Origin of the sequence: Thauera aromatica (assembly GCF_023093595.1) — a bacterium.
Classification (GTDB): Bacteria; Pseudomonadota; Gammaproteobacteria; order Burkholderiales; family Rhodocyclaceae; genus Thauera; species Thauera aromatica_A.
This window is the reverse complement of sequence record NZ_JALLIK010000099.1, coordinates 1-23227: the sequence shown is the minus strand read 5'-3', so window position 1 is coordinate 23227 and position 23227 is coordinate 1. Positions and strand designations below refer to the sequence as shown.

Below are 23227 nucleotides of genomic sequence, written 5' to 3'. Positions count from 1 at the left end.
TCCTGAATTCGTTGGGACGGGCGGCAGTTTACCCGATCGGCCTTGTGCCGCCGCACACGTGAAAAACCCGCCCGGCGACAACGGCCGCCGGGCGGGCGAAGGGCAGGCGGAAGCGCCTCCGGCCGCAGCCGGACGCGCTCAGATCACGCCCTGGGCGAGCATCGCGTCGGCGACCTTGACGAAGCCGGCGACGTTGGCGCCGTCGGAGTAGCTCACCGTACCGTCGTCGCGCTGGCCGTACTTCAGGCACGCGGCGTGGATGCCGAGCATGATTTCCTGCAGGCGGCCATCGACTTCGTCGCGCGTCCACGACATGCGCATCGCGTTCTGGCTCATCTCCAGCCCGGAGGTGGCGACGCCACCGGCGTTGCTCGCCTTGCCCGGGGCGTAGAGCACACCGTTGTGCTCGAACACCTTCACCGCTTCGGCGGTGCTGGGCATGTTGGCACCTTCGGCCACGGCGATCACGCCGTTCTTGACCAGGGTCGCGGCGTCATTGGCGTCGAGCTCGTTCTGGGTCGCGCACGGCAGCGCGACTTCGACCGGCACATGCCACGGACGCACGCCCGGCTCGAAGCGGGCGCCGACACGCTCGGCGTACTCGGCGACGCGGCCGTAGTAGTGGTTCTTGATTTCCATGAGGACGGCCAGCTTTTCGTGGGTGAAGCCTTCCTCATCGATCACCGTGCCGCTCGAATCCGAGCAGGTGATCGGCTTCGCGCCGAGCTGGAGCAGCTTCTCGATGGCGTACTGGGCGACGTTGCCCGACCCCGACACCGACACGCGCATCCCGGCGAAATCGCGCCCGGCATGCTCGAGCATGGCCTGGGCGAAATACACCGTGCCATAACCGGTCGACTCCGGACGGATCAGCGAGCCGCCGAACGCGAGGCCCTTGCCGGTGAACACGCACGAGGCGTCGTTCGACAGCTTCTTCATCATCCCCGTCATGAAGCCGACCTCACGCCCGCCGACACCGATGTCGCCGGCGGGAACGTCGGTGTCGGAGCCGACGTGACGGTACAGTTCACTGACGAAGGCCTGGCAGAAGCGCATCACCTCGCCGGGACTGCGCCCTTTGGGATCGAAGTCGGAACCCCCCTTGCCACCGCCCATCGGCAGCGTGGTGAGCGCGTTCTTGAAGGTCTGCTCGAAGGCGAGGAACTTCAGGATCGACAGGTTCACCGAGGGATGGAAGCGCAGGCCGCCCTTGTAAGGGCCGATCGCCGAGCTGTGCTGGATGCGATAACCGCGATTGACCTGCACATCGCCGCGGTCGTCCACCCAGGACACGCGGAACATGATCACGCGCTCGGGCTCGATCAGCCGGTCGAGGAGGGAATGCTCGGCATAACGTTGATTTGCAGAAATGAAGGGCCACAGGCTCTCCATGACTTCACTGACCGCCTGCAGGTATTCGGGCTGGCCGGGGTTGCGTTGTTCAACGTAAGCCAGGAACTCCTCGAGAGACTGATATTTCATGGTATTGAGCCTGTAGGTAGGGTGAATTGAAAATGGAGCGGACAGACACGCGCACGCGATGATCTCGGTTTTACCCGAGATCATCGCGTGCGAACCCCAATATTGTGCATCAAATTCCCCATGTTGGTGCGCAATATGTCAGAAATTTTTATTCTCCTTCCACGATGCACCATGACGGTGCAGGCAGGGTGGCCGATGCAAGGCCCGCCCTGAGGTCCCGGCCGGATTGCGCCGTCGTCCTCCGAGCTCTTATCCTTCTTCTTTCCGCCCCACTCCCTCCCGCCATGGCCCGCATCCGAATCGAACTTCCCGCCGCCTTCGCCTTCCGGACCAACGTCCCGCTGCTGATCTCGCACATCAACTACGGCAACCATCTCGACAACGCCCAACTGCTCGGCGTGGTCTCCGAGGCGCGGGTGCGTTTCCTGAAATCGATGGGCTACACCGAACTCGACGTCGAAGGCTGCGGCATCATCGTCGCCGACGCCGCCGTCCAGTACCGCGCCGAAGCCTTCCACGGCGAAACGATGACGGTCGACATGACCGCCGCCGACTTCCACGAGCACGGCTGCGACCTTGCATGGCGGATGTCGGACCAGGCCAGCGGGCGCGAAGTGGCGCGCGGCAAGACCGGGATCATGTTCTTCGACTACGGCGCGCGGCAGAAGGCGCCCGTTCCGCAGCGCTTTCGCCGGCGCTTCGCCGCATCCTGAAGCGCCCCCGCCCTTTTTTCAGCCCCTTTCCGCTCCATTTTCCTTGCCCCCGGCGCCGCACTCCGCCAGGCCTCCCGACCCTCGACGCTTCCCCGCCATGCACAGTGCAGCCCCCCCGGCGCAGCCCTCCCCACGCCCCCGCGTTGCCGTGATCGGCGGCGGTCCGGCCGGCCTGATGGCGGCCGAAACCCTGGCCGACGGCGGCGTGGACGTCACCGTGTTCGACGCCATGCCCTCGGTCGGGCGCAAGTTCCTGCTCGCCGGGCGCGGCGGGCTCAACCTCACCCACAGCGAGGCGGCCGACACCTTCCTCACCCGCTATGGCGAGCGCCGCGACGCCCTCGCACCGATGCTCGCCGCCTTCGGCCCGCAGGCGCTGCGCGAATGGGCGCACGGCCTCGGGGTGGAGACCTTCATCGGCAGTTCCGGGCGCGTGTTTCCGCGCGAAATGAAGGCCGCGCCGCTGCTGCGCGCCTGGCTGGCGCGGCTGCGCGCGGCCGGCGTGCACTTCGCCGTACGCCACCGCTGGCTGGGCTGGGCCGGGAGCGGCACGGCGCTGCGCTTTGCCGCCCCGGGCGGAGAACGCACGGTCGCGGCCGACGCCGTGGTGCTCGCACTGGGCGGCGGCAGCTGGGCCAGGCTGGGCTCGGACGGCGCCTGGGTGGCGCCGCTGCGCGCCGCCGGCGTCGACGTCGCCACGCTGCAGCCGGCCAACTGCGGCTTCGACATCGGCTGGAGCGCGCACTTCGCCGAGCGTTTCCGCGGCCAGCCGCTGAAATCGGTCGCCGCCCGCGTCACCGACGCCGGCGGCCGCGTGCACCAGCGTGCCGGCGAAGCCCTGATCTCCGCCACCGGCATCGAAGGCGGACTGATCTACGCCTTGTCGGCGGTGCTGCGCGACACCCTGCGCGCCCAGGGCAGCGTCACCCTGTATCTCGACCTCGCCCCCGGGCGCAGCCTGGAGCGCCTGGTCACCGAGCTTTCCCGGCCGCGCGGTCGCCGCTCGCTGGCCAGCCACCTGCAAGGCCAGGCCGGAATCAAGGGGGTCAAGGCCGGGCTGCTGCACGAATGCCTGGGGAAAGCCGATTTCGACGATCCCGCCCACCTCGCCGCCGGGATCAAGGCGCTGCCACTGCGCCTGGCCGCTCCGCGCCCGCTCGACGAGGCGATCAGCAGCGCCGGCGGCGTGCGCTTCGAGGCGCTGGATTCGAACCTGATGCTGCAGGCGGTCCCCGGCGTGTTCTGCGCCGGCGAAATGCTCGACTGGGAAGCGCCCACCGGCGGCTACCTGCTCACCGCCTGCTTCGCCAGCGGCGCGGCCGCCGGGCGCGGGGTGCGGACGTGGCTGCAGGCCCGCGCACCGCGCCCGGCGGCCGGTGGATGAAGGGGATCACGGCAAGGGATCGCTGAACGGAGCGGGCGAACAGGACCGGACGAAGAAAGCCGGGCGGCCTCACCCGGGCCCGGGCAGCCGGGCCGGCCTCGTCACCGCGGGTCGGAAGAGCATCCGCGCTCCCGGGCCACGACCACCGCCTCGAGGCGGCGCAAATACAGGGCCAGGCCGAACACGGCGAGCACGCACCCACCGACGGCCAGGCTCACTCCGGGCCAGCGCCCCCCGCTCCAGGCCAGGCCGACGAGGGAGCCCGGGATGCTGGCCCCCAGGTAATAGCCGGTGAGGTACAGCGCCGCGGCGAGCGCCCGCCGCTCGCCCGCGCGCGCCCCGACCCAGCCGCTGGCGGTGGCGTGGGCACCGAAAAAACCGAAGGTAAACAAGGCCACCCCACCCATCACGGCAGAGAGCGATTCGGGCACGGTCAGCCCCAGGCCGAGCCCCATCACCGCCACCATGATCCATAACACCTGCCTGCGCCCGATCCGATCGACCAGCCGCCCCGACCACGCCGAAGCCCAGGTGCCCAGCACGTAGAGCAGGAAAATCGCCCCGATCGCACTCTGCCCCAATTCGAAAGGCGCGGCCTCGAGGCGGAAACCGAGGTAATTGTAGAGCCCGACGAATGCGCCCATGAGCAGGAAGGAGGACAGGAACAGGACGGGCAGGCCGGGGTCCCGGAACGTGCGCCCCAGATCGACGGCGAGGGCGGCGGGCGCCATGCTGCGCGGCTCGAAATGGCGCGACGCGGGCACGCATTTCCAGAACAGCAGGGCGGCCGCGAGTCCGATCAGGCCGAGAACCAGGAAGGCGCTCTGCCAGTCGCTCCACTCGGTGACCAGCGCGGCGATGAAGCGCCCGCTCATCCCTCCCAGGGCGTTGCCGGCGATGTAGAGGCCCATCGCCCGGCCTCTGGCGTCGGGGGCGATCTCCTCCCCCAGCCAGGCCATCGCCGCCGCCGGCAGCCCGGCGATGGAAATGCCGAGCAGGGTACGCAGGACCAGCAGCTGCTGGAAATCCGCCACCAGCGGCATCAGCAGGGAAAAGAAGGCCGAGCCGGCAAGCGAGCATTTCATCAACCGCGCCCGGCCGAAGCGGTCCGACAGCAGGCTGGCGGGGACCAGCATCAGCGCGAGCGCCGCCGTAGCGACCGAAACCGACAGGCTGGCACTGGCCGGAGTGACGCCGAAATACGCGGAAAACAGGGGGAGCAAGGGCTGGGGGCCGTACAGCAGGCAGAACGTGGCGAAGCCGCCGACGAACATGGCGAAATTGGCACGCCGGTACGCGGCCGTGCCGGCGGCGAGATGGCTGGATTCGTGGGCGGCGGTAGACATGGGCGCAGGCGTTCGGAGGAGGGCGTTCGAGGGAATCCTAGTTGCCCTTTTAAATGCAGTCCAATATATTTAATGCCAGCAAATAATCTAAAAAATAGATCAATGGAGCTACGCCACCTGCGCTACTTCGTCACCGTGGCCGAAGAGCTGCATTTCACCCGGGCCGCCGAACGCCTGCACATCGGCCAGCCGCCCCTGTCGATGCAGATCCGCGATCTGGAAGCGGAGCTGGGCGTAGCCCTGTTCGAACGCAGCAAGCGCCGGGTGGCGCTGACCGAGGCCGGAGAACGCTTTCTGGTGCGCGCCCGGGCCATCCTCGACGATGCCGCGGCGGCGACCGAAGAGGCCCGGCGCGCGGCCCGTGGCGAGCTGGGCCGACTGCGGATCGGCTTCACCTCGTCCCTGCCCTACTCCACCACCCTGCCCGACCTGCTCTACGCCTACCGCCGGCGCTATCCGGACGTGGAACTGCAGCTCACAGAAATGTTCACCGACGCCCAATTGGCCGCCCTGGCCAGGGGCCGGCTGGATGTGGGCCTGGTGCGCCATGTGGGCGGGCCCGTCCCGGGCGGCATCAAGGTACGGGAAATCGGCCGCGACCCCCTGCGCCTGGTGATCAACGTCACCCACCGCCTCGCCGGGCGGAGCTCGATCCGCTTCGCCGAGCTCGCCGACGAAGCCTTCATCACCTTTCCACCGGGCGCGGGGACGGGGCTGCCGGCCCTGCTCGCGCAGCTCGGCCGGCGTGCCGGCTTCGAACCCCGGATCGTGCAGACCGCACGCGAGGCCACCACCCAGATCGGCCTCGTCGCCGCCGGCCTGGGTCTGGCCCTGCTCCCCGCCCCGCTCGAATGCGTGCACATTCCCCGCGTCCGCTACCTGCCGATCGACGACGAGGGCGCCCATTTCGCCCTTTCCGTCGCCGTCCGCGAAACCGATGCCCGCCCCCTGCTCGCAGGCTTCCTCGAGGTGCTGGAGCAGTTGCGCCCGCACGCCGGCTGAACCTCGCGGCCGCGGCCGGTATTCACCAGTTCGACTCGCGCTCCGGGGTCGCACTGATGCGGTGGATCGACAGGTCGGCGCCGTTGAACTCATCCTCCTGCTCCAGGCGCAGGCCGACCACCGCCTTCAGCGCCCCATAGACGAGCCCGCCGCCGACGAGCGCGACGGCGATGCCGAGCGCAGTCATGATCAACTGCGGCAGGAACGCCACGCCGCCCAGGCCACCGAGCGCTGCGCTGCCGAACACCCCCGTCGCCAGCCCGCCCCACGCCCCGCACAGCCCGTGCAGCGGCCACACCCCGAGCACGTCGTCGATCTTCCAGCGGTTCTGGGTCAGGGTGAACATCAGCACGAACAGCGCGCCGGCAACCGCGCCCACCACCAGCGCCCCGAGCGGGTGCATCACGTCCGAGCCGGCGCACACCGCGACCAGGCCGGCGAGCGGGCCGTTATGGACGAAGCCGGGGTCGTTGCGCCCGGCCGCGAGCGCCGCCACCGTGCCGCCGACCATCGCCATCAGCGAGTTGATCGCGACCAGGCCGGAAATGCTGTCGAGCTTCTGCGCCGACATCACGTTGAAGCCGAACCAGCCCACGATCAGGATCCACGCGCCGAGTGCGAGAAAGGGGATCGACGACGGCGGGTGGGCGGCGATCGCGCCACTGCGCGAATAACGTCCGCGCCGCGCGCCCAGCAGCAGTACCGCCGGCAGCGCGATCCAGCCGCCCATCGCATGCACCACCACGGAGCCGGCGAAATCGTGGAACTCGGCGCCGAAGCTCGCCTTCAGCCAGGCCTGGATGCCGAAGGCCTGGTTCCAGGCGATGCCTTCGAACAACGGATAGACGAAGCCCACCAGCAGGAAGGTCGCCGCCAGCTGGGGCTGGAAGCGCGCGCGCTCGGCGATGCCGCCGGAGATGATCGCCGGGATCGCCGCGGCGAAAGTCAGCAGGAAGAAGAAGCGGGTCAGTTCGTAGCCGCTTCTTTCGACCAGGACCTGCGCGCCGCTGAAAAAATGCACGCCGTAGGCGATGCCGTAGCCGACGAAGAAATAGGCCAGCGTCGACACCGCGAAATCGGACAGGATCTTGACCAGGGCATTGACCTGGTTCTTCTTGCGCACCGTGCCGAGTTCGAGGAAAGCGAACCCGGCATGCATCGCGAGCACCATGATGGCGCCCAGCAGGATGAACAACACGTCGTTGCTGGAATGGCTTGCTTCCATAAGGCCTCCGAATCGGACACCCACTCCAAGCAAGCACCGTTCCAGTGCCGAAAAACACGCCGAATCGAGCTGTTGAAACCATTTCCGGGCAATCCTGCGCACCACCAGCGTGCGCTCTGCGCGCATCCCCCTCCAACCTGGTGCGTCCCGCGCCGGCACGGGCCGGAGCGAGTTGCCGGCACGAGGCGGCTCACCTATGGTGAAGCGTGGCCGGCATATGAAAACGATTCCCACCAACGGCGTTCCCGGCCACACCCAGCCCACACACCGGGAGCCGGCCGCCCCCGGCGCACCGCCCCGCAAGGAGATCCCCATGAGCAAGTACAAGGTTGGCTACTTCGTCGGCAGCCTGTCGAGCACGTCGATCAACCGCCTGCTGGCGAAAGCGCTGGTGCGCCTGGCGCCGCCCGAACTGGAACTGAGCGAAATCCCGATCAAGGACCTGCCGCTCTACAGCCAGGACTACGATGCCGACTTCCCGCCGGTCGCGCGCGCCCTCAAGCAGAGCATTGCCGAGGTCGATGCCATCCTCTTCGTCACCCCCGAATTCAACCGCTCGATTCCCGGCGGGCTGAAGAACGCGATCGACTGGGCGAGCCGGCCCTGGGGCAAGAACTCCTTCACCCGCAAGCCCGCGGCCGTGATCGGTGCCTCCCCCGGCTCGATCGGCACCGCGCTGGCGCAACAGAGCCTGCGCGGCGTGCTGTGCTTCTGCAACGCTCCCCTGATGAACACGGTCGAGGCCTATCTCCAGTTCAAGCCCGGCCTGATCACCGAAGACGGCCAGGTCACCGACCCGTCGACCGCCGACTTCCTGCGCAACTACATGACCGAGTTCCACGCCTTCATCGTGCGCGTGCTGACCGTGCTGCCGCGCACCCCCTGATCGATCGCACCCGAACCCACCACGACCGACTGGACGCCCCATTCCGCCCCGGCCGTGGTGCGGCACGCGGCGCGGCCGGCCCCGACCGCCCCATCCGGAGAGAGCTCGCAGCGCCTTCGGGCAGCCGCTTTTGGGCTGTTTTCTCGCCGCAGCGTAAAATGCGCTTTTGACCGCCCCTCGCCGCCGATGCCCGCGCTCCCTGCCGCCGCCCGCCGCCCCGAACTGCTCGCCCCCGCCGGCACCCTGGAGATGATGCATACCGCCTTCGCCTACGGCGCGGACGCGGTCTATGCCGGCCAGCCGCGCTATTCGCTGCGCGTACGCAACAACAGCTTCGGCCAGCTCGATACGCTCGCCGCCGGCATCGACGCCGCCCACGCCGCCGGCAAGCTGTTCTACCTGGTCGCCAACATCACCCCGCACAACGCCAAGGTGCGCAGCTTCGAGGCCGACATGGCGCCGGTGATCGCGCTCCGCCCCGATGCGCTGATCATGGCCGACCCCGGGCTGATGATGCTGGTGCGCGAGCGCTGGCCGGAGACGGACCTCCACCTCTCGGTGCAGGCCAACACCACCAACTACGCGTCGGTGCGCTTCTGGCAGTCGGTCGGGGTCAAGCGCATCATCCTGTCGCGCGAACTGTCGCTCGACGAGATCGCCGAGATCCGCGACGCCTGCCCGGACATCGAGCTCGAAGTCTTCGTCCACGGTGCGCTGTGCATCGCCTACTCCGGGCGCTGCCTGCTGTCGGGCTACTTCAACCACCGCGACCCCAACCAGGGCAGCTGCACCAACGCCTGCCGCTGGGATTACAGCCTGCACGCAGCGGGCGAGGACGCCAGCGGCAACGTCCACACCGACGGCCGCCCGCCGATCGGCACCCCGAAGGACGCCGGTGCGGTCGGCACCGCCACCCGCAGCCGGCGCGAGCGGGCGCTCGGCGGCGGCCCGCGCCACCTCGGCGGCAGCAAGCCGTGGCTGCTCGAAGAAGGCACCCGCCCCGGCGAGCTGATGCCGATCGAAGAGGACGAGCACGGCACCTACATCCTCAACTCGAAGGATCTGCGCGCGATCGAGCACGTGCACCGCCTGGTCGAGATCGGCGTCGATTCGCTGAAGATCGAAGGCCGCACCAAGAGCCCGTACTACGTCGCCCGCGCCGCCCAGGGCTATCGCCGCGCGATCGACGACGCCCTCGCCGGCCGCCCCTTCGACCCCCGCCTGCTCGGCGAACTCGAAGGGCTGGCGAGCCGCGGCTACACCGACGGCTTCTACCAGCGCCACCACACCCCCGAACAGCAGAACTACCTGCGCGGCCATTCCGAGTCCGGGCGCAGCCTGCTGGTCGGCGAAGTGGTGGGCTACGATGCCGCCCGCGGACTGGCCGAAGTCGAAGTCAAGAACGGCTTCGCGCCCGGTGACCGGCTCGAATTCGTGCAACCCGGCGGCAACCGCGACGGCGTGCCGACGCAGGTCCTCGCCGCCGACGGCAGTGCGCTCGCGCACGTCCCCGGCAGCGGCCGGCGGGTGTGGCTGGCGCTGCCCGCAGGCAGCGACCCGGCGCAGCCCTGCTTCATCGCCCGCTACCTCTGACCCCCCGCCGCCCGCGGGTGCACCACCTTCCCGCACGGTAGCCGCCCCTCCTGCCTCCCGACCTTCACCATGATCCTCGACATCGACCTCGTTTCCGACTTCGTCTGCCCCTGGTGCTTCCTCGGCAAGACCCGCCTCGACCACGCCCTCGCCGAACTCCGCGCCAGCCGCCCCGACCTCGAAGTCCGGGTGAACTGGCTGCCCTTTTTCCTCGCCCCGGACACGCCGGCGGCGGGCGAGCCCTACCGCGCCTTCCTCGAAGCCAAGTTCGGCGGCCCGATCCAGGCCGAGGCGGCGCTCGACCGCGTGCGCGAGGCAGCCGCAGCGGACGGGCTGGACTACGCTTTCGAACGCATCCAGACCCGCCCCAACACGCTCGACGCTCACCGCCTGATGTACCGGGCACAGGCCGCAGGGCGCAAGCCGGCCCACATCCAGGCGCTGGCCCAGGCCTTGTTCGCCGCCCATTTCCAGGAAGGGCGGGACATCGGCGATGCGGACACGCTGGCCGACCTTGCCGCCGCCTGCGGCGACCGTCGCGACGCAGTGGCGGCCTACCTCGCCGGCAAGGCGGACGTCGACAAGGTCCGGCGCATGGCCGAGGGCGTGCGCCGGCAGGGCATCGACGGCGTGCCCTTCTTCATCCTCAACCGCAAGCTCGCAGTGTCCGGCGCGCAATCGACCGCGATCCTGGGGGCGACGATCCTGCAGTCGCTGGAAACGGCCAAACCCTCCTGAGCCTTTTGCGGCACGCGGGAACGTCCGCCTCCACGCCCGCGTCTGAACGAAGGCAAAGCGCCGTGGCCGGGACTTGCCCCGTGCCGTCCACCGGTTTTCGTCGCGCTGCGTCGATCGCGGATGAACGCCCTCTCCCATGCTCTCCACCGATGACCTCGAAGCCCTCGTCCGGGCCCATCGCCTGCTCGACAGCCCCAGCCTTGCCGCACGGCTGAGCGGCTTCATCGGCAGCCCGCTCGAACGCGGCTTGGCCCGCCTGCCGCAGGCCTGGCGCGCGCGCGTCGGCGCGCTCGCCCACGACGCCCTGCTGCGCGCGCTCGCAGCGGCGGCGAAAACGCTGAAGGCGGAAGCCGACAGCGCCTCGCCCCGCCTGCACAAGCTGCTCGGCTCGGTCAGCGGCGGCGCCGGCGGCGCTTTCGGCCTCGCCGGGCTGACGGTGGAAATTCCGCTGTCGACGGTCCTGATCATGCGCGCCATCCTCGACATCGCACGCGCCGAAGGCGAGGACATCAGCACCGCCGGCGCGCGCCTGGCGGCGCTCGAAGTGTTCGCTCTCGGCAGCCACGCGCACAGCGACGATGCCGCCGATGCCGGCTATTACGCGGTGCGCGCGGCGCTCGCCACCGGCGTCAGCGAGGCCGCCCGCCACCTCGCCGAAAAGGGCCTGAGCGCCGAAGGCGCGCCCGCGCTGGTGCGCCTGATCACCCTCGTCGCCGCGCGCTACAAGGTCCAGCTCACGCAGAAGGCCGCCGGCATGCTGGTGCCGGGCATCGGCGCCGCCGCGGGCGCCGCGATCAACCTGATGTTCATGGACCACTTCCAGGACGTCAGCCGCGGCCACTTCACCGTGCGCCGGCTCGAACGCCGCTACGGCGCGGACGCGGTGCACGCCGCGTGGCAGACGCTGGACGCGCACAGGGGCACACCCCGGCCCTGAGCCGCACGTGGCCCGGACGGGCCCGGCCGGTGCTCAGGCCAGGCCACTCAGGCCAACCCAAAATGCGAGCGGACCCGCTCATCGAGCAAAGCCCTGCACTCCTCGTCGGAGCAGCACGCCAGACGGTCGTGGATTTCCCGCGAGACCTGCCGGAATGCATCCATCACACGGGGATCGAAGTGGCGGCCTGCGTCCCTTTCCAGAATCGCCATGGCCGCTTCAAACCCCATCGCCTCTTTGTAAGGGCGCCTGGAGCACAGCGCATCGAACACGTCCGCCACGGCGAAAATACGCGCCGAAAGAGGAATCGCCAGCCCCTCCAGACGGCGGGGGTAGCCCGTTCCATCCCACTTTTCATGGTGGCCGGAGACGACGTTGCGCGCCTTTTCGAGCCAGCCGATCCCGCCGATGATCTCTTCCCCTTGCTCGACATGGGTGCGCATGATGGAGAACTCGCTTTCGTCGAGTTTTCCGGGCTTGAGCAGGATGGCATCGGGAATGGCGATCTTGCCGATATCGTGGAGGAAGCTGCCGACGATCAGCGCCTGCATGTCGCTGCCCGCCACGCCCAGCTGCTCGGCAAGCCTGATGGCAATCCAGGCCACCCGGCAATTGTGCCCTCCCGTATCCGAATCGCGTTTGGCGATCGCACGCCCCAGCGCCTCCATCGTCGAGAGATGGGCGCCGAGCACGTCGCGCGCCCGGCGTTCGTTTTCCGCAGACAGATTCACCACGACGGGGTAGATGGCCGCACCGCACAGCACGGCGGCCAGGCCGACCAGCGCGGCAATTCCCAGCGCGTCCGAGCGCATCTGCGCCTGCTGCCATTCGGGGACGACCCGGACGCCTTCGAAGTAGCCGGTCACGGCAGAGCGGGGGGCTTCCAGCGATTCGCGCAGTGGCACGAACACGCGCAGCACCCAGCGCCCGTCGGCAAGGTTGATGCTTTCGTAGGACGCCCGGGTATAGGCGGGCGGGCCGTGCGATGACAGCAGGGGCTCGACCTCTTCGCCTTCCGTCGTCATCGTCTCGGCCAGCTTCAGACCGTTGCGGTCGTATATCTCGGCAATATCGAAGAGCCCCCCGGTGATGGCCTTCGCCGCCTGGACGGCATGTTCGGTGGCCGCCGCATCCGGCCGGTAAATCGCTCCGGAATGGCTGATCAGCCGTTGCGACTCCTCGATTGCAAGGGCCACCGTGCTCTCTTCCGCCTTCTCCCGGGCCACAAACCACGCCGCCACGCTCGCGAGTGCAGCCAGAACGATGCTGACGGCGGCGATGCGGAATGCGGCCTTCCTGCTGAAAGAATTCATCTCCGTCCCTTTCCTCTCCTTGCCGTTGCCGATGCCGTCAACGAACACGCCCGACCGGCGGCCTCGCCCCCCTTAGCGGGCGGCGCCCCCCGCCGCGCCCAGGCCGAGCAGTTCGCGCACCCGCGCCTCGCCGAGCACGCCCGATACCGCCGTCACCCCGCCGCGACCATCGAACAATAGCGTGCGCGGCAGTTCGCCGCGCCAGTCCGGATCGATGGCGAAGGCCAGGCGCTCGGGGGCCTCGTCGCCATAGGCAAAACGATCGCCGGGCACGCCGAAACGGTCGAGGATCGCGCCCAGCTGCGGCTCGGCCGGTTCCACGGCGAGCGTGATCAGACGCAGGCCGGGCTCGGCCTGCGCCATCGCCGCGAACAGGGCGAGGTTCTTCTTGCAATGCACGCACTCGGCCGACCACAGCGCCAGGATGGTCGGCGCGCGGTGGGCGGCAGGCGCGGCGAGGCGGCGCGCACCGGCCGCATCGAGGCTGACGAAAGCCGGTGCGGCGGGAGGCGTCGCAGCAGCGCCCGCCGCGGCGGACACGCTCGCCGCCATCGTCTCCGCCGCACCCGGCATCGCCCAGCCCAGCAGCACGGCAGCCAGCGCGGCTACCGCATTTTTCCTCAGGTGGTTCGTCTTCATCGCAGTGCATACCCCTTCATGCCTTCATCGGCGGTGCGCCAGAACGCGAACAGGGTCTCGCCCCGGCGCAACAGGCGCGGCTGGTCGGACGCACCCACGGTGGCGGCCAGTTCCTGGCTGCGGAAGCTGTGCCCACCATCGTCGGAGAGTTCGGCGAAAAGCCGGGTGCGCTCGCCGTCGAATTCCTTCCACACGATGGCAAGGCGCGCACCGGCAAGGGCGATGTCGGCATGCGCGGCACGCGGCCCGCCGACCGCGCGCTGGCCTTCGACCGCGCCGGCGCCGAGGCGGCCGTAGAACACCCGCCCCGCGCCCGCGCGCTGGTTGAACCACACGGCATGGCGGCTGCCGTCGGCGGCGACCGCCAGCGCCGGGCCATGGTGCGGGCAGGCATCGATCTGCCAGCGGTCGAAGGTTGCGCGCGCAAGCGGCGCCGCAGCGCCGTCGGCGTCGAGACGGGCGAGCGCGTGGTCGCGCTCGTTGGGTGCGAAGACGTGGCGCCACAGCAGCAGCGGCGCACCGTCGACGTCCTCGGTCAGCGCCAGCCGGCAGCACTGGCAGCTGTGGTCGACGAGCTTCACTTCGGGCCGGAAGCTGCGTCCGCCGTCGTCGGACAGCGCGGCATAGATCGCCGAGCCGCGGTAGTCGCCGCCCTCGCGCCTGGCTGCGGCACCGTCACGGCCGTCGATCCAGGCCAGCACCACCCGGTCGTCGCCCATCACCCGCATCGCATTGAAGCTGTGGCCGACGATGCTGCGGTCGCGATGCACGGTCGCCGGCTCGTCGAAGTGCAGGCCGTCGGCGGCGCGCGCGAAGCGGACGTCGCCGGTGAAACGCTCCTCGAAGCGGCGCGCCCACGACACCAGCACCGCGCCGTCGGCGGCGAAGGCGAGCTGCGGTCGGTTCTCGCCGTCGGCCGCGATCGCCTCCGGAACGCGGTTGACCACCGCCGCTTCGACCCAGTGCTGGCCGGCGTCGGTGCTACGGTGGAGCACGACATGGCCGTCGCGGCTGGCGACCGCGTACCAGCTGCCGTCGGGCGCGATCGCGGCGCTGGTTCCGAGTTCGGGCCGCGCCGCCTTCGCCGGCTTGTCCGCCACTGCTTTTTCCATTACCGGCTTGTCCATCGCCGCATGCCCGCCATGCGCGGCGGCAGCGCCCACGATGCCGAGCGCGAGCACTGCGCCGCACACCCGGCGCCCCCATGACCACAACATCATTGTCATCATCCTTGCTCCTGATAAATCGCCATTTCCGTCCTCACCATTTCGCCTGCAGCCCGGCGTAGACGGTGCGCGGCAGGCCGGCGGTGAAGCTGGCTGCGCCGCTCGACAGGCTCGAAGTCTCGGCGTGGCGGCGGTCGAACAGGTTGGTGACGCTGGCGTAGGCCTCGAAGCCCTTGGCGAAGGGGTAGCTCGCGCGCAGGTTGAAGAGGTCGTGGCCGCCGTACTTGCTGGTGTTGGCGGCGTCGCGCCAGTAGCTGCCGAGGCGGAACCATTCGAGCTGCACGCGGCCGCCGTTCATCGCCGCCGGCGCGTAGCCCAGGCGGGTGTTGGCGAGCAGGCGCGGCGCGGTTTCCATCTCCTTGCCGCTGAAATCGGCCGTACCCGACACGACCCAGGTTTCGTAGGTGTGCTTGGCGTAGGACAGGCTGGCGTCGAGCCGCCAGTCGCGCGCCAGCGCCAGGCCGAGGCCGGCCTCGACGCCGCGGTGCAGGGTCTCGCCGGCATTGACCGCGGTGCGCTGGTTGGTAACCGGGTCCTGGAAGCTGACGATGTCGTCCTTCTTGGTCATGTGATAAAGGGACAGTTCGTAACTCAGGCCGCCCGCATGGCCGCGCAGGCCGGCCTCGAAGCTGTCGACGACGACGGGTTTGAGCTTCAGCAGCGATTCGGCCTGGGCCTGGGCGCGCGCCGCGCTGGACTCGCGGCTGCCGCGGAAGACCTGGCCTTCGGAGGGCGCGCGGAAGGCATTGCTGTAGGCGACGAAGCCGCTCAGCTGCGCGGTGAACGCCCAGGTGGCGCCCAGCTTCGGGCTGAGGTGGTGGTAGCCGACCTTGGTGCTGGCGGCGTGGCCGTACCAGCCGTTCCCCGGGAAAGGTCCCGCCACCCCCTGGGTGGCGCCGGCCGCACCGCCGTTGAACTCGTTCGTGTAGTCGTACTGCATGTCGTCGTAACGCACTCCGGCAGTGACGCGCAGACGCTCGAGCGGCGAGATTTCGCCGTGGAGATAAGGCGAGAGGGCGCGGAAAGTGACGTCGTAACGATAGATCTGCACCGCCGCCACGGCACGGTCGAGGCGGTAGGAGGTGCCGCCGAAAGCGTTGGTCGTGCGCGTCAGCGCGATCGAATCCTCGTCGCGCGAGCCGGGACTGTAGTCGACATCGAAGCCGGCGATGAGGCGCGCGCGCAGCGGGGCGAAATCCATCCGGTACTTGCTCAGGAAGCCGAAGGACTGGTTCTCGGTCAGGTAACGGTTGGGGTCGTAGCTGACCGTCCAGCTCGGGATGATCTTCATGCGGTTGTCGCGGAAGTAGGGCGTCACCGACAGCAGGGTGGTGGCGCCCTCGCGCTCGAAGGCGGTCGACAGGCGGAAGGCCTCGACTTCGCGGAAGGAGAACGGGATGTTGTTGCTGCGCGGCGCGTGGTGGAACTCAGCCCGGTTCAGGCTGCCGACGTGCTGCTGGTCGACGCTGGAGAAGGACAGCACGGTCTTCAGCAGCGCGTCGTCGGCCAGCGCGCGGTCCCAGCGCAGGGTGCCGGCACGGCGGTCGTAGCCGGCGTCGCGCTGCCAGCCATCGCTGTGGGTCAGGTTCAGGCTGGCACGCCAGGCGTCGTCCGCATCGGCGTCGCCGCCGCTCGCCAGCACCCGGCCCCAGCCGTGCGCGCCGGCCTCGCCGCCGAGCTCGAACTCGGGCCCGGAAGGCGGCGTGCGCGTGAGCACGTTGATCGTGCCGCCGATCGCGTCCGAACCGTAGAGCGCGCTGCCCGGGCCTTTCGAGACTTCCAGCCCGCCCGACTGCGGCACGTTGATCTCGTACAGCGCATTGTGGTTGAAGAAGCCGGTCGAGCGCGTCGGAATGCCGTCTTCCAGATAGAGGTAGACCGCGGCGGTGGTCAGCGGCTGGCGGATCGCGGTGGAGTGGCCTTCACCCGACAGGTTGCTGATCCACACTCCGGGAACCTGGTTGAGCACTTCCTTCGGGTGCGCCGGGCGGGCTGCGGCGAGGGTCTCTTCCTTCACGGCGGACACCGTGGCCGGGGTCTCGCCGAGCGGGCGCGCCTCGCGCGTCGCGGTGACGCTGACTTCGCCCAGCACGGGCAGGGTTTCGGCGGCGGCAGCGAACGCGGCGCCGAGGGCCGCGCTCAGGGCGGCAAGCTGCTTGTATTTCACGCTGTGCTCCTTTCCTGGATGCGCGGGCACGCACCGGGGCCACGCCGCCGGCAGCGTCTGCGCATCGACATCGGGGGGCGGGCGCGCGCGCCCGCCGGGTCGATCGACTCGGGTTAACCGATGAACGGAGGAGCCCCCCGCGGCAGCCGTGTGCACGGCTGTAGCCGGAGACTCAGGCGTACGCGGGCGGTGCGCGTGGACGGGAGGCGGCCCACGGCAGACGGGGCCGTGGCGCGTGGAGGGTGAACGCGGCGACGACGTCCCCGCCCTGCGCCGCCGGCACGCCCGCCGCGCCCCAGGGCACGGGCAGCGCGCTGGCGAACAGGCTGCAGAAGACGCAGGGCTTGACCGGGCGCTCCGCATCGTCGGCCGGATTCTGCGCACCGCCTGCGCCGGCGACGTGCTCGATGCCGTAGGCAGTGCAGATCTCCAGCCACATCGCGTCGCCCGAGGCGCGATAGGCCGCTTGCGACAACGCCGGCGCGAGCGTAGCGACCAGCATCGCGAAGGTCGCGATCCAGGCGGTGAGCGTGCGGGCGGAGGCGGTCATCATTGGACGGCCACGCAATGCTTCGTGTCGCAACGGGAAGGGAAATGAAAAGCGCGGCGGAGAAACATCACTCGATGTTCTGCACCTGCTCGCGCATCTGCTCGATCAGCACCTTCATTTCCATCGCGATCGCGGTGATGTCGGTGGCGGGGGACTTCGAGGCCAGGGTGTTGGCCTCGCGGTTGAGTTCCTGCATCAGGAAGTCGAGGCGTTTGCCGGCGGCACCGCCGGCCTTGAGGATGCGTTCGACCTCGTCGAGATGGGTGACGAGGCGGGAGAGCTCTTCAGCGACGTCGATGCGCTGGGCGTAGAGCGCGACTTCCTGACGGATGCGGTCCTCGTCCAGGCTGGCGACCGCGTCGCGCAGCTTGGCGGTGAGGCGCTCCTGGTATTCGAGCACCACCGCCGGCATGCGCGGGGTGGCGACGGCGACCAGCTCGCGCATCCGCACGACGCGCTCGCGGATCATGGCGGCGAGCTTGTCGCCTTCGCGGCGGCGGCTGGCGACCAGTTCGTCGAGCGCGGCTTCGGTGAGGGCGACGATCGCCGGCAGCATCTCGTCGAAGCCGAGGCTGTCGTCGGCGAGCATGCCCGGCCAGCGCAGCAGCTCATGCACCGACAGCGGTGCGGCATCGGCAAAACGGGCACGCAGGTCGGCCTGGGCCTCGGCGAGCTGATCGAGGAGGGCGGCGTTGAGCGCCAGCCCGCGCGCGGCGCCGGGCCCGGCCTGCAGGTTCAGCCGGCACTCCACCTTGCCCCGGCCGAGGCGCGCGGCCAGGCGCTCGCGGATCGCCGGCTCGGCCTGGCGCAGGTCGTCGACGATGCGAAAGCCGAGATCGAGGTAGCGGGAATTGACGCTGCGCAGCTCGAGGTGGAGGCTGACGCTGCCCAGGTCGCGGTTCTGCACCGCGAAGCCGGTCATGCTGTGGATCATCGGGGGGTCTCCGGGAACCCGGCGTGATCGTTTACACTGGGGTCCGATTCAGGAAGGAAGCTGTGAAGACCGCGATTCTAGCGCCCCCGAAGACCCCGTCTCAAGCCAGCCCGCTGCCGGCGGGCTTCGCGCTCGAGCGCTACCGCATCGAACGCCCGCTGTCGCGGGGCGGCTTTTCGACCGTCTATCTGGCCCACGACGAGACCGGCACCCCGGTCGCGGTCAAGGAATACCTGCCGGGCGCGCTGGTGCAGCGCGACGCCGGCGAGATCGAGCCACGGGTGACGGACGCCCAGCGCGCCGTCTTCTTCCGCGGCATGCAGTGCTTTTTCGAGGAAGGGCGCGCACTGGCCCGGCTGGATCACCCCAACGTGACCCGGGTGCTCAACTTCTTCCGCGCCAACGGCACCGTTTATATGGTGATGCGCTTCGAGCACGGCCGCACCCTGCACGATACCAGTCGCCACCACCGCGGCGCCCTGCCCGAAGCCTTCGTCCGCACGCTGTTCGCGCGCCTGCTCAACGGCCTGCGCGAAGTCCATGCGCACCGGCTGCTGCATCTCGACCTCAAGCCGACGAACATCCACCTGCGCACCGACGGCACCCCGGTGCTGCTCGATTTCGGCGCCGCGCGCCGGATCCTGCACGCCGACCAGGCCGTGCTCGAACCGATCTTCACCCCCGGCTTCGCCGCCCCCGAACAGCACGACCGCGGCGCGCCCCTGGGCCCCTGGACCGACATCTACGGCGTCGGCGCGAGCCTCTACGCCACGCTCGCCGGCGCCGCTCCGCCGCGCGCCGACGAGCGCCGCCGGACGGATTCCCTCGTGCCGCTGGCGCGGACCCGGGCCGGTGGCTACAGTGCCGACCTGCTCGAGCTCGTGGACCACTGCCTGCGGCTCGACCCCCTGGCCCGCCCGCAAAGCGTCCCTGCGCTGCAAAAGGCGCTGCGCCGCCCTCCCACGCCGGCCCCCCGCCCGCCCCGGTCCGGTCTGCTGCGTGGATGCGTCAAGGCCTTGGCCGCCGGCCGCTGACCGAGCGGCATGCTCTTTCTTCCCGGACACGCCAGAGCGGCCGGTGCCGGCCCTCACCGCCTCCTTCCCTACCCGTGACACGCCCTCTCGACACAGGAAACCCCATGCGACCCAGCCAGCGCCAGCCCGACGAACTCCGCCCCGTCCGCCTCACCCGCAGCTTCACCTGCCACGCCGAAGGTTCGGTGCTGGTCGAATTCGGCGCCACCCGCGTGCTGTGCACCGCCAGCGTCGAAGACAGCGTGCCCGCCTTCCTCCGCGGCAAGAGCCAGGGCTGGCTCACTGCCGAGTACGGCATGCTGCCGCGCGCCACCCATACCCGCAGCGCGCGCGAGGCCGCCAAGGGCAAGCAGAGCGGCCGCACCCAGGAAATCCAGCGCCTGATCGGGCGCAGCCTGCGCGCGGTGGTCGACCTCGCCGCGCTCGGCGAACGCCAGATCGTCATCGACTGCGACGTCCTCCAGGCCGACGGCGGCACCCGCACCGCCGCCATCACCGGCGCCTGCGTCGCGGTGCATGACGCCCTCGTCGGCCTCATCGCCGCCGGCAAGCTCGCCCGCAACCCGATGCGCGAGTTCGTCGCCGCGGTGTCGGTCGGCATCCACGATGGCGTGCCGGTGCTCGACCTCGACTACGCCGAAGACTCGGCCTGCGACACCGACATGAACGTGGTGATGACCGAGGGCGGCGGCCTCATCGAAGTGCAGGGCACCGCCGAAGGCGCGGCGTTTTCGCGTGCCGAGCTCGACGCCCTGCTCGATCTCGCCGAACTCGGCGGCCGCCACCTGTTCGAACTGCAGCGCGCCGCCGTGCACGGCGGCTGAACCTGCCACCGCCGCGCCCGGTCCCACCCGACCACATCGCCATTCACGCCCAACCCGCGCCCGGCCTCCGCACCGGGTGCCGTACCGGAGCCCCGCCATGCCCGCCCGCCTCGTCCTCGCCAGCAACAACACCAAGAAAGCCGCCGAAATGCGGGCGCTGCTCGCCCCCCTCGGCATCGAAGTGATTCCGCAATCGGTGTTCGGCGTCGGCGAAGCGGAAGAGCCGCACCCCACCTTCGTCGAAAACGCGCTCGCCAAGGCCCGCCACGCCGCCGCCGCCACCGGCCTGGCGGCAGTCGCCGACGACTCCGGGCTGTGCGTCGAAGCGCTCGGCGGCACCCCCGGCGTGCACTCGGCACGCTTTGCCGGCGACCCCAAGTCCGACGCGCGCAACAACGCCCTGCTGCTCGAACGCCTCGCCGCCTTCCCCGCGCCGGAGCAGCGCCGCGCCTACTTCTATTCCGCGGTGGTGCTGGTGCGCCACGCCGACGACCCGCGCCCGCTGATCGCCGACGGCGAATGGCACGGCCAGATCCTCCCTGCCGCGCGCGGCGACGGCGGCTTCGGCTACGATCCGCTGTTCTGGCTGCCCGAACTGGAACAAACCGCCGCCGAACTCGACGCTGCGCTGAAGAACACCCTCAGCCACCGCGGCGCGGCAATGCGCCACCTCCTCGATCGCCTGCGCAGCCACCCGCTGTAAGCGCCGTCCGCCGCGCCGGCCCCACCCGGCCCCAGCTCCGCCCCCGGCAAAACCGGCTCCGCCCCCCACGCTTTTCGTCCCGCCTCCGCCACCGTGACCACCCGCCGCATCATTCCCCTCGCCCCCGCCGCCACGCCCGCCACGTCCCTCCCTGCGCGCGCGCAGCTCACGGCTCCGCCGCCGCTGGCGCTGTACGTGCATTTCCCCTGGTGCGTGAAGAAGTGCCCGTATTGCGACTTCAACTCGCACACCCCGCGCAGCGGCGGCATTCCCGAGCGCGCCTGGCTCGACGCGGTACTCGCCGACCTGCAGGCGGCGCTGCCGCAGGTGTGGGGGCGGCGGGTGCTGAGCGTGTTCATCGGCGGCGGTACCCCCAGCCTGATGTCGGCGGCCACGCTCGACGCCCTGCTCGGCGGCATCCGCATGCTGCTGCCGCTCGACCCCCTCGCCGAGATCACCCTCGAAGCCAACCCCGGCACCGTCGAAGCCGCCCGCTTCCGCGACTACCGCGCCGCCGGCGTCAATCGCCTGTCGCTCGGCATCCAGAGCTTCGACGACGCCCTCCTCGCGCGCATCGGCCGCATCCACGACGGCAGCGAGGCGCGGCGCGCGGTCGATGCCGCGCAGGCGCACTTCGAGCGCGTCAATCTCGACCTGATGTACGCCCTCCCCGGACAGCCCCCGGACATGGCGCTCGCCGACCTCGAGACCGCGATCGCTTGCGGCGTGCACCACCTGTCCTGCTACCACCTCACCCTCGAACCCAACACCCCCTTCGCCCGCCACCCACCGCCGCTGCCCGACGACGACAGCGCCGCCGACATGCAGGAAGCGATCGAAGCGCGCCTCGCCGCCGCCGGGTTCGAGCACTACGAGACCTCCGCCTTCGCCCGCCCCCACGAGCACAGCCGGCACAACCTCAACTACTGGACCTTCGGCGACTACCTCGGCCTCGGCCCCGGCGCCCACGGCAAGCTCTCCAGCCATGAAGGCATCCGCCGCGAGATGCGCCACAAGCACCCCGCCCGCTACCTCGAAGGCGCGGCACACGGCGACTTCATCCAGGAGGCGCGCGAAGTGACGACGGCCGAGCTGCCCTTCGAATTCATGATGAACGCGCTGCGCCTCAGCGAAGGCGTGCCGGCGCAGCTGTTCGCGGCACGCACCGGGCTGGCGCTGGAGGTGATCACCGACGAACTGGTGCGCGCGCGCAAACACGGGCTGCTCGACACTACCGATGGCCAGCTCCGCCCGACCCAGCAAGGGCGGCGCTTCCTGAACGAGTTGTTGCAGCTGTTCCTGCGGGACTGAACCAAAGGTGGGCAGTGCTGGGGGAGATCGCCGCTTGACGCGTCATGCCGATCCGGCGCAGCGCGTCCCGACCAGCCCGCTCCGGCGGTGGAGAGCCGCCAGCCCATCCTCCTTCGCCCCGCAACCATGACCCTATCCGCCATGGCGCGACGGTATTCCGTTGCAGCCACACGCGGCATACTGTGCGCTACCCCGGTGTCCTGCTTTTGTCATTGTTGCGCGACACTGCATGACAATAACCACCTCGGAGGACGACCCGATGCAGACCGAACACAAAAACGACGCCCCCCCTTCCGCCCCGCGCAAGCGGGCGGTGCGCAGCAACCCCAAGGATCAGAAGGAGACCCCCCGGCCTGCACGCGCCGGTGACATCGCCCCCGCACATAGCGCAGCAGGCATTGCCGGGTTCGAGATCGAGCAGGCCGTCGGCGCGGCGCGCGACGCCAAGACGGTGGCCGTGTCCGACATCGTCCGCCGTGTCGCCAGCGAAGGCATCGACTCCCTGACCCAGACGCTGGCGGCGATCCTCGCGGGCGCCTCGCCGGACGACGCCGCGGTGCTGCGCGAAGCCCTCCTGCGCGGCGAGGAGCCGCCGCCGAAAATGCCGGTGGCGCCGGACGACCAGCTCACCCCCGACTGGCGGGTGGGCGGCTATCCGTACAAGAACCTGATGTCGCGCAAGAACTACGAGAAGCACAAATACCACCTCCAGGTCGAGCTGCTGAAGCTGCAGGCCTGGGTCAAGGAAACCGGGCAGAAGGTGGTGATCGTCTTCGAAGGCCGCGACGCGGCGGGCAAGGGCGGCACCATCAAGCGCTTCATGGAGCATCTCAACCCGCGCGGCGCGCAGGTCGTGGCGCTGGAGAAACCGACCGAAACCGAACGCGGCCAGTGGTACTTCCAGCGCTACATCCAGCACCTGCCCAGCGCCGGTGAAATCATCCTGTTCGACCGCTCCTGGTACAACCGCGCCGGCGTCGAACGGGTGATGGGCTTCTGCAGCAACGACGAGTACAACGAGTTCATGCGCCAGGCGCCGGAATTCGAGCGCACCCTGGTGCGCAGCGGCATCCACCTGATCAAGTTCTGGTTTTCGGTGAGCCGCGAGGCCCGAGTTTGACAGCTCCAAGGCACATTTCCGCCCCACCCCCAGCAACGGCGCGGGTTTCAGGGCGATGGGGCGCCAAAAACCTAGATACACGGGTTGTTGATTTTTCGCC

General features: G+C 69.7%; 20 protein-coding genes and 1 pseudogene. 12 read left to right on the top strand and 9 right to left on the bottom strand.

Annotation, left to right across the window (positions count from 1 at the left end):
• Window positions 1-138 precede the first annotated feature (138 nt).
• Window positions 139-1482, bottom strand: coding sequence for an NADP-specific glutamate dehydrogenase (gene gdhA / locus MXC99_RS08440; RefSeq protein WP_247725016.1), 1344 nt, complete (start codon window positions 1480-1482; stop codon window positions 139-141).
• 284 nt (window positions 1483-1766) lie between these two features.
• On the opposite strand from gdhA, the gene MXC99_RS08435 reads away from it, so the two are divergent.
• Window positions 1767-2195, top strand: coding sequence for an acyl-CoA thioesterase (locus MXC99_RS08435; protein ID WP_247725015.1), 429 nt, complete (start codon window positions 1767-1769; stop codon window positions 2193-2195).
• Between the two features lie 97 nt (window positions 2196-2292).
• On the top strand, window positions 2293-3579 hold the full coding sequence (locus MXC99_RS08430; RefSeq protein ID WP_247725014.1) for a TIGR03862 family flavoprotein: 1287 nt from the start codon (window positions 2293-2295) through the stop codon (window positions 3577-3579).
• A gap of 101 nt (window positions 3580-3680) precedes the next feature.
• Here MXC99_RS08430 and MXC99_RS08425 read toward each other — a convergent pair whose 3' ends face one another.
• The gene (locus MXC99_RS08425) at window positions 3681-4925 is read right to left on the bottom strand and encodes an MFS transporter (protein ID WP_432654239.1); all 1245 of its coding nucleotides are present in this window, start codon (window positions 4923-4925) and stop codon (window positions 3681-3683) included.
• A gap of 102 nt (window positions 4926-5027) precedes the next feature.
• Here MXC99_RS08425 and MXC99_RS08420 point away from each other — a divergent pair, with 102 nt between their 5' ends.
• Window positions 5028-5927 carry a LysR substrate-binding domain-containing protein gene (locus MXC99_RS08420; protein ID WP_247725013.1) on the top strand — a complete coding sequence of 300 codons (900 nt, stop codon included), beginning with the start codon at window positions 5028-5030 and terminating at the stop codon, window positions 5925-5927.
• 22 nt (window positions 5928-5949) lie between these two features.
• On the opposite strand, the gene MXC99_RS08415 is transcribed toward MXC99_RS08420, so the two are convergent.
• Window positions 5950-7152 carry an ammonium transporter gene (locus MXC99_RS08415; RefSeq protein ID WP_247725012.1) on the bottom strand — a complete coding sequence of 401 codons (1203 nt, stop codon included), beginning with the start codon at window positions 7150-7152 and terminating at the stop codon, window positions 5950-5952.
• 313 nt (window positions 7153-7465) lie between these two features.
• Here MXC99_RS08415 and MXC99_RS08410 point away from each other — a divergent pair, with 313 nt between their 5' ends.
• The 4 genes from MXC99_RS08410 (at window position 7466) to MXC99_RS08395 (ending at window position 11306) form a co-directional block, all read left to right on the top strand.
• A complete protein-coding gene (locus MXC99_RS08410; RefSeq protein ID WP_247725011.1) occupies window positions 7466-8038 on the top strand; it encodes an NADPH-dependent FMN reductase in 573 nt (190 codons plus the stop codon).
• Between the two features lie 186 nt (window positions 8039-8224).
• The gene (gene yegQ, locus MXC99_RS08405) at window positions 8225-9631 is read left to right on the top strand and encodes a tRNA 5-hydroxyuridine modification protein YegQ (RefSeq protein WP_247725010.1); all 1407 of its coding nucleotides are present in this window, start codon (window positions 8225-8227) and stop codon (window positions 9629-9631) included.
• A gap of 69 nt (window positions 9632-9700) precedes the next feature.
• A complete protein-coding gene (locus MXC99_RS08400; RefSeq protein WP_247725009.1) occupies window positions 9701-10369 on the top strand; it encodes a DsbA family oxidoreductase in 669 nt (222 codons plus the stop codon).
• A 136-nt stretch (window positions 10370-10505) separates the two neighbouring features.
• Window positions 10506-11306, top strand: coding sequence for an EcsC family protein (locus MXC99_RS08395; protein WP_247725008.1), 801 nt, complete (start codon window positions 10506-10508; stop codon window positions 11304-11306).
• 47 nt (window positions 11307-11353) lie between these two features.
• Here MXC99_RS08395 and MXC99_RS08390 read toward each other — a convergent pair whose 3' ends face one another.
• From MXC99_RS08390 to MXC99_RS08365, 6 genes are all read right to left on the bottom strand, one after another.
• Window positions 11354-12619, bottom strand: coding sequence for an HD-GYP domain-containing protein (locus tag MXC99_RS08390; RefSeq protein ID WP_247725007.1), 1266 nt, complete (start codon window positions 12617-12619; stop codon window positions 11354-11356).
• Between the two features lie 72 nt (window positions 12620-12691).
• Window positions 12692-13258 (bottom strand): TlpA family protein disulfide reductase, encoded by a 567-nt coding sequence (locus MXC99_RS08385; RefSeq protein WP_247725006.1) that lies wholly within the window; start codon window positions 13256-13258, stop codon window positions 12692-12694.
• A complete protein-coding gene (locus tag MXC99_RS08380) occupies window positions 13255-14487 on the bottom strand; it encodes an exo-alpha-sialidase (RefSeq protein ID WP_247725005.1) in 1233 nt (410 codons plus the stop codon). The genes MXC99_RS08385 and MXC99_RS08380 overlap by 4 nt, the downstream gene beginning before the upstream one ends.
• Before the next feature lie 31 nt (window positions 14488-14518).
• Complete coding sequence (locus MXC99_RS08375) at window positions 14519-16651, bottom strand: TonB-dependent receptor (protein ID WP_247725004.1); 2133 nt, start codon at window positions 16649-16651, stop codon at window positions 14519-14521.
• 172 nt (window positions 16652-16823) lie between these two features.
• Window positions 16824-17204, bottom strand: a complete 381-nt coding sequence (locus MXC99_RS08370; protein WP_247725003.1) for a DUF2946 domain-containing protein — start codon at window positions 17202-17204, stop codon at window positions 16824-16826.
• A gap of 64 nt (window positions 17205-17268) precedes the next feature.
• The gene (locus MXC99_RS08365) at window positions 17269-18135 is read right to left on the bottom strand and encodes a YicC/YloC family endoribonuclease (RefSeq protein WP_247725002.1); all 867 of its coding nucleotides are present in this window, start codon (window positions 18133-18135) and stop codon (window positions 17269-17271) included.
• Window positions 18136-18197: 62 nt separating this feature from the next.
• Here MXC99_RS08365 and MXC99_RS08360 point away from each other — a divergent pair, with 62 nt between their 5' ends.
• The 5 genes and pseudogenes from MXC99_RS08360 to MXC99_RS08340 form a co-directional block, all read left to right on the top strand.
• A complete protein-coding gene (locus MXC99_RS08360; RefSeq protein WP_247725001.1) occupies window positions 18198-19169 on the top strand; it encodes a serine/threonine-protein kinase in 972 nt (323 codons plus the stop codon).
• A 104-nt stretch (window positions 19170-19273) separates the two neighbouring features.
• Window positions 19274-19993: a ribonuclease PH gene (rph, locus tag MXC99_RS08355; RefSeq protein ID WP_247725000.1), complete on the top strand. Its 720-nt coding sequence runs from the start codon at window positions 19274-19276 to the stop codon at window positions 19991-19993.
• A 97-nt stretch (window positions 19994-20090) separates the two neighbouring features.
• Entirely contained in the window at window positions 20091-20696 is a 606-nt protein-coding gene (rdgB, locus tag MXC99_RS08350; RefSeq protein WP_247724999.1) for an RdgB/HAM1 family non-canonical purine NTP pyrophosphatase, read from the top strand.
• Between the two features lie 93 nt (window positions 20697-20789).
• Window positions 20790-22007: a radical SAM family heme chaperone HemW gene (gene hemW / locus MXC99_RS08345; protein ID WP_247724998.1), complete on the top strand. Its 1218-nt coding sequence runs from the start codon at window positions 20790-20792 to the stop codon at window positions 22005-22007.
• Between the two features lie 259 nt (window positions 22008-22266).
• Window positions 22267-23115, top strand: a pseudogene (locus tag MXC99_RS08340) (polyphosphate kinase 2); the annotation flags it as partial.
• Window positions 23116-23227: the final 112 nt, after the last annotated feature.

What these genes read in the sequence shown, in the direction of transcription:
- rdgB (WP_247724999.1), top strand. Translation starts at nt 20,091, where the DNA reads ATGCCCGCCCGCCTCGTCCTCGCCAGCAACAACACCAAGAAAGCCGCC.
- MXC99_RS08420 (WP_247725013.1), top strand. Translation starts at nt 5,028, where the DNA reads ATGGAGCTACGCCACCTGCGCTACTTCGTCACCGTGGCCGAAGAGCTG.
- MXC99_RS08410 (WP_247725011.1), top strand. Translation starts at nt 7,466, where the DNA reads ATGAGCAAGTACAAGGTTGGCTACTTCGTCGGCAGCCTGTCGAGCACG.
- MXC99_RS08415 (WP_247725012.1), bottom strand. Translation starts at nt 7,152, where the DNA reads ATGGAAGCAAGCCATTCCAGCAACGACGTGTTGTTCATCCTGCTGGGC.
- MXC99_RS08365 (WP_247725002.1), bottom strand. Translation starts at nt 18,135, where the DNA reads ATGATCCACAGCATGACCGGCTTCGCGGTGCAGAACCGCGACCTGGGC.
- MXC99_RS08370 (WP_247725003.1), bottom strand. Translation starts at nt 17,204, where the DNA reads ATGATGACCGCCTCCGCCCGCACGCTCACCGCCTGGATCGCGACCTTC.
- yegQ (WP_247725010.1), top strand. Translation starts at nt 8,225, where the DNA reads ATGCCCGCGCTCCCTGCCGCCGCCCGCCGCCCCGAACTGCTCGCCCCC.
- MXC99_RS08435 (WP_247725015.1), top strand. Translation starts at nt 1,767, where the DNA reads ATGGCCCGCATCCGAATCGAACTTCCCGCCGCCTTCGCCTTCCGGACC.
- gdhA (WP_247725016.1), bottom strand. Translation starts at nt 1,482, where the DNA reads ATGAAATATCAGTCTCTCGAGGAGTTCCTGGCTTACGTTGAACAACGC.
- MXC99_RS08425 (WP_432654239.1), bottom strand. Translation starts at nt 4,925, where the DNA reads ATGTCTACCGCCGCCCACGAATCCAGCCATCTCGCCGCCGGCACGGCC.
- MXC99_RS08400 (WP_247725009.1), top strand. Translation starts at nt 9,701, where the DNA reads ATGATCCTCGACATCGACCTCGTTTCCGACTTCGTCTGCCCCTGGTGC.
- MXC99_RS08385 (WP_247725006.1), bottom strand. Translation starts at nt 13,258, where the DNA reads ATGAAGACGAACCACCTGAGGAAAAATGCGGTAGCCGCGCTGGCTGCC.
- MXC99_RS08395 (WP_247725008.1), top strand. Translation starts at nt 10,506, where the DNA reads ATGCTCTCCACCGATGACCTCGAAGCCCTCGTCCGGGCCCATCGCCTG.
- MXC99_RS08390 (WP_247725007.1), bottom strand. Translation starts at nt 12,619, where the DNA reads ATGAATTCTTTCAGCAGGAAGGCCGCATTCCGCATCGCCGCCGTCAGC.
- MXC99_RS08380 (WP_247725005.1), bottom strand. Translation starts at nt 14,487, where the DNA reads ATGATGACAATGATGTTGTGGTCATGGGGGCGCCGGGTGTGCGGCGCA.
- MXC99_RS08430 (WP_247725014.1), top strand. Translation starts at nt 2,293, where the DNA reads ATGCACAGTGCAGCCCCCCCGGCGCAGCCCTCCCCACGCCCCCGCGTT.
- rph (WP_247725000.1), top strand. Translation starts at nt 19,274, where the DNA reads ATGCGACCCAGCCAGCGCCAGCCCGACGAACTCCGCCCCGTCCGCCTC.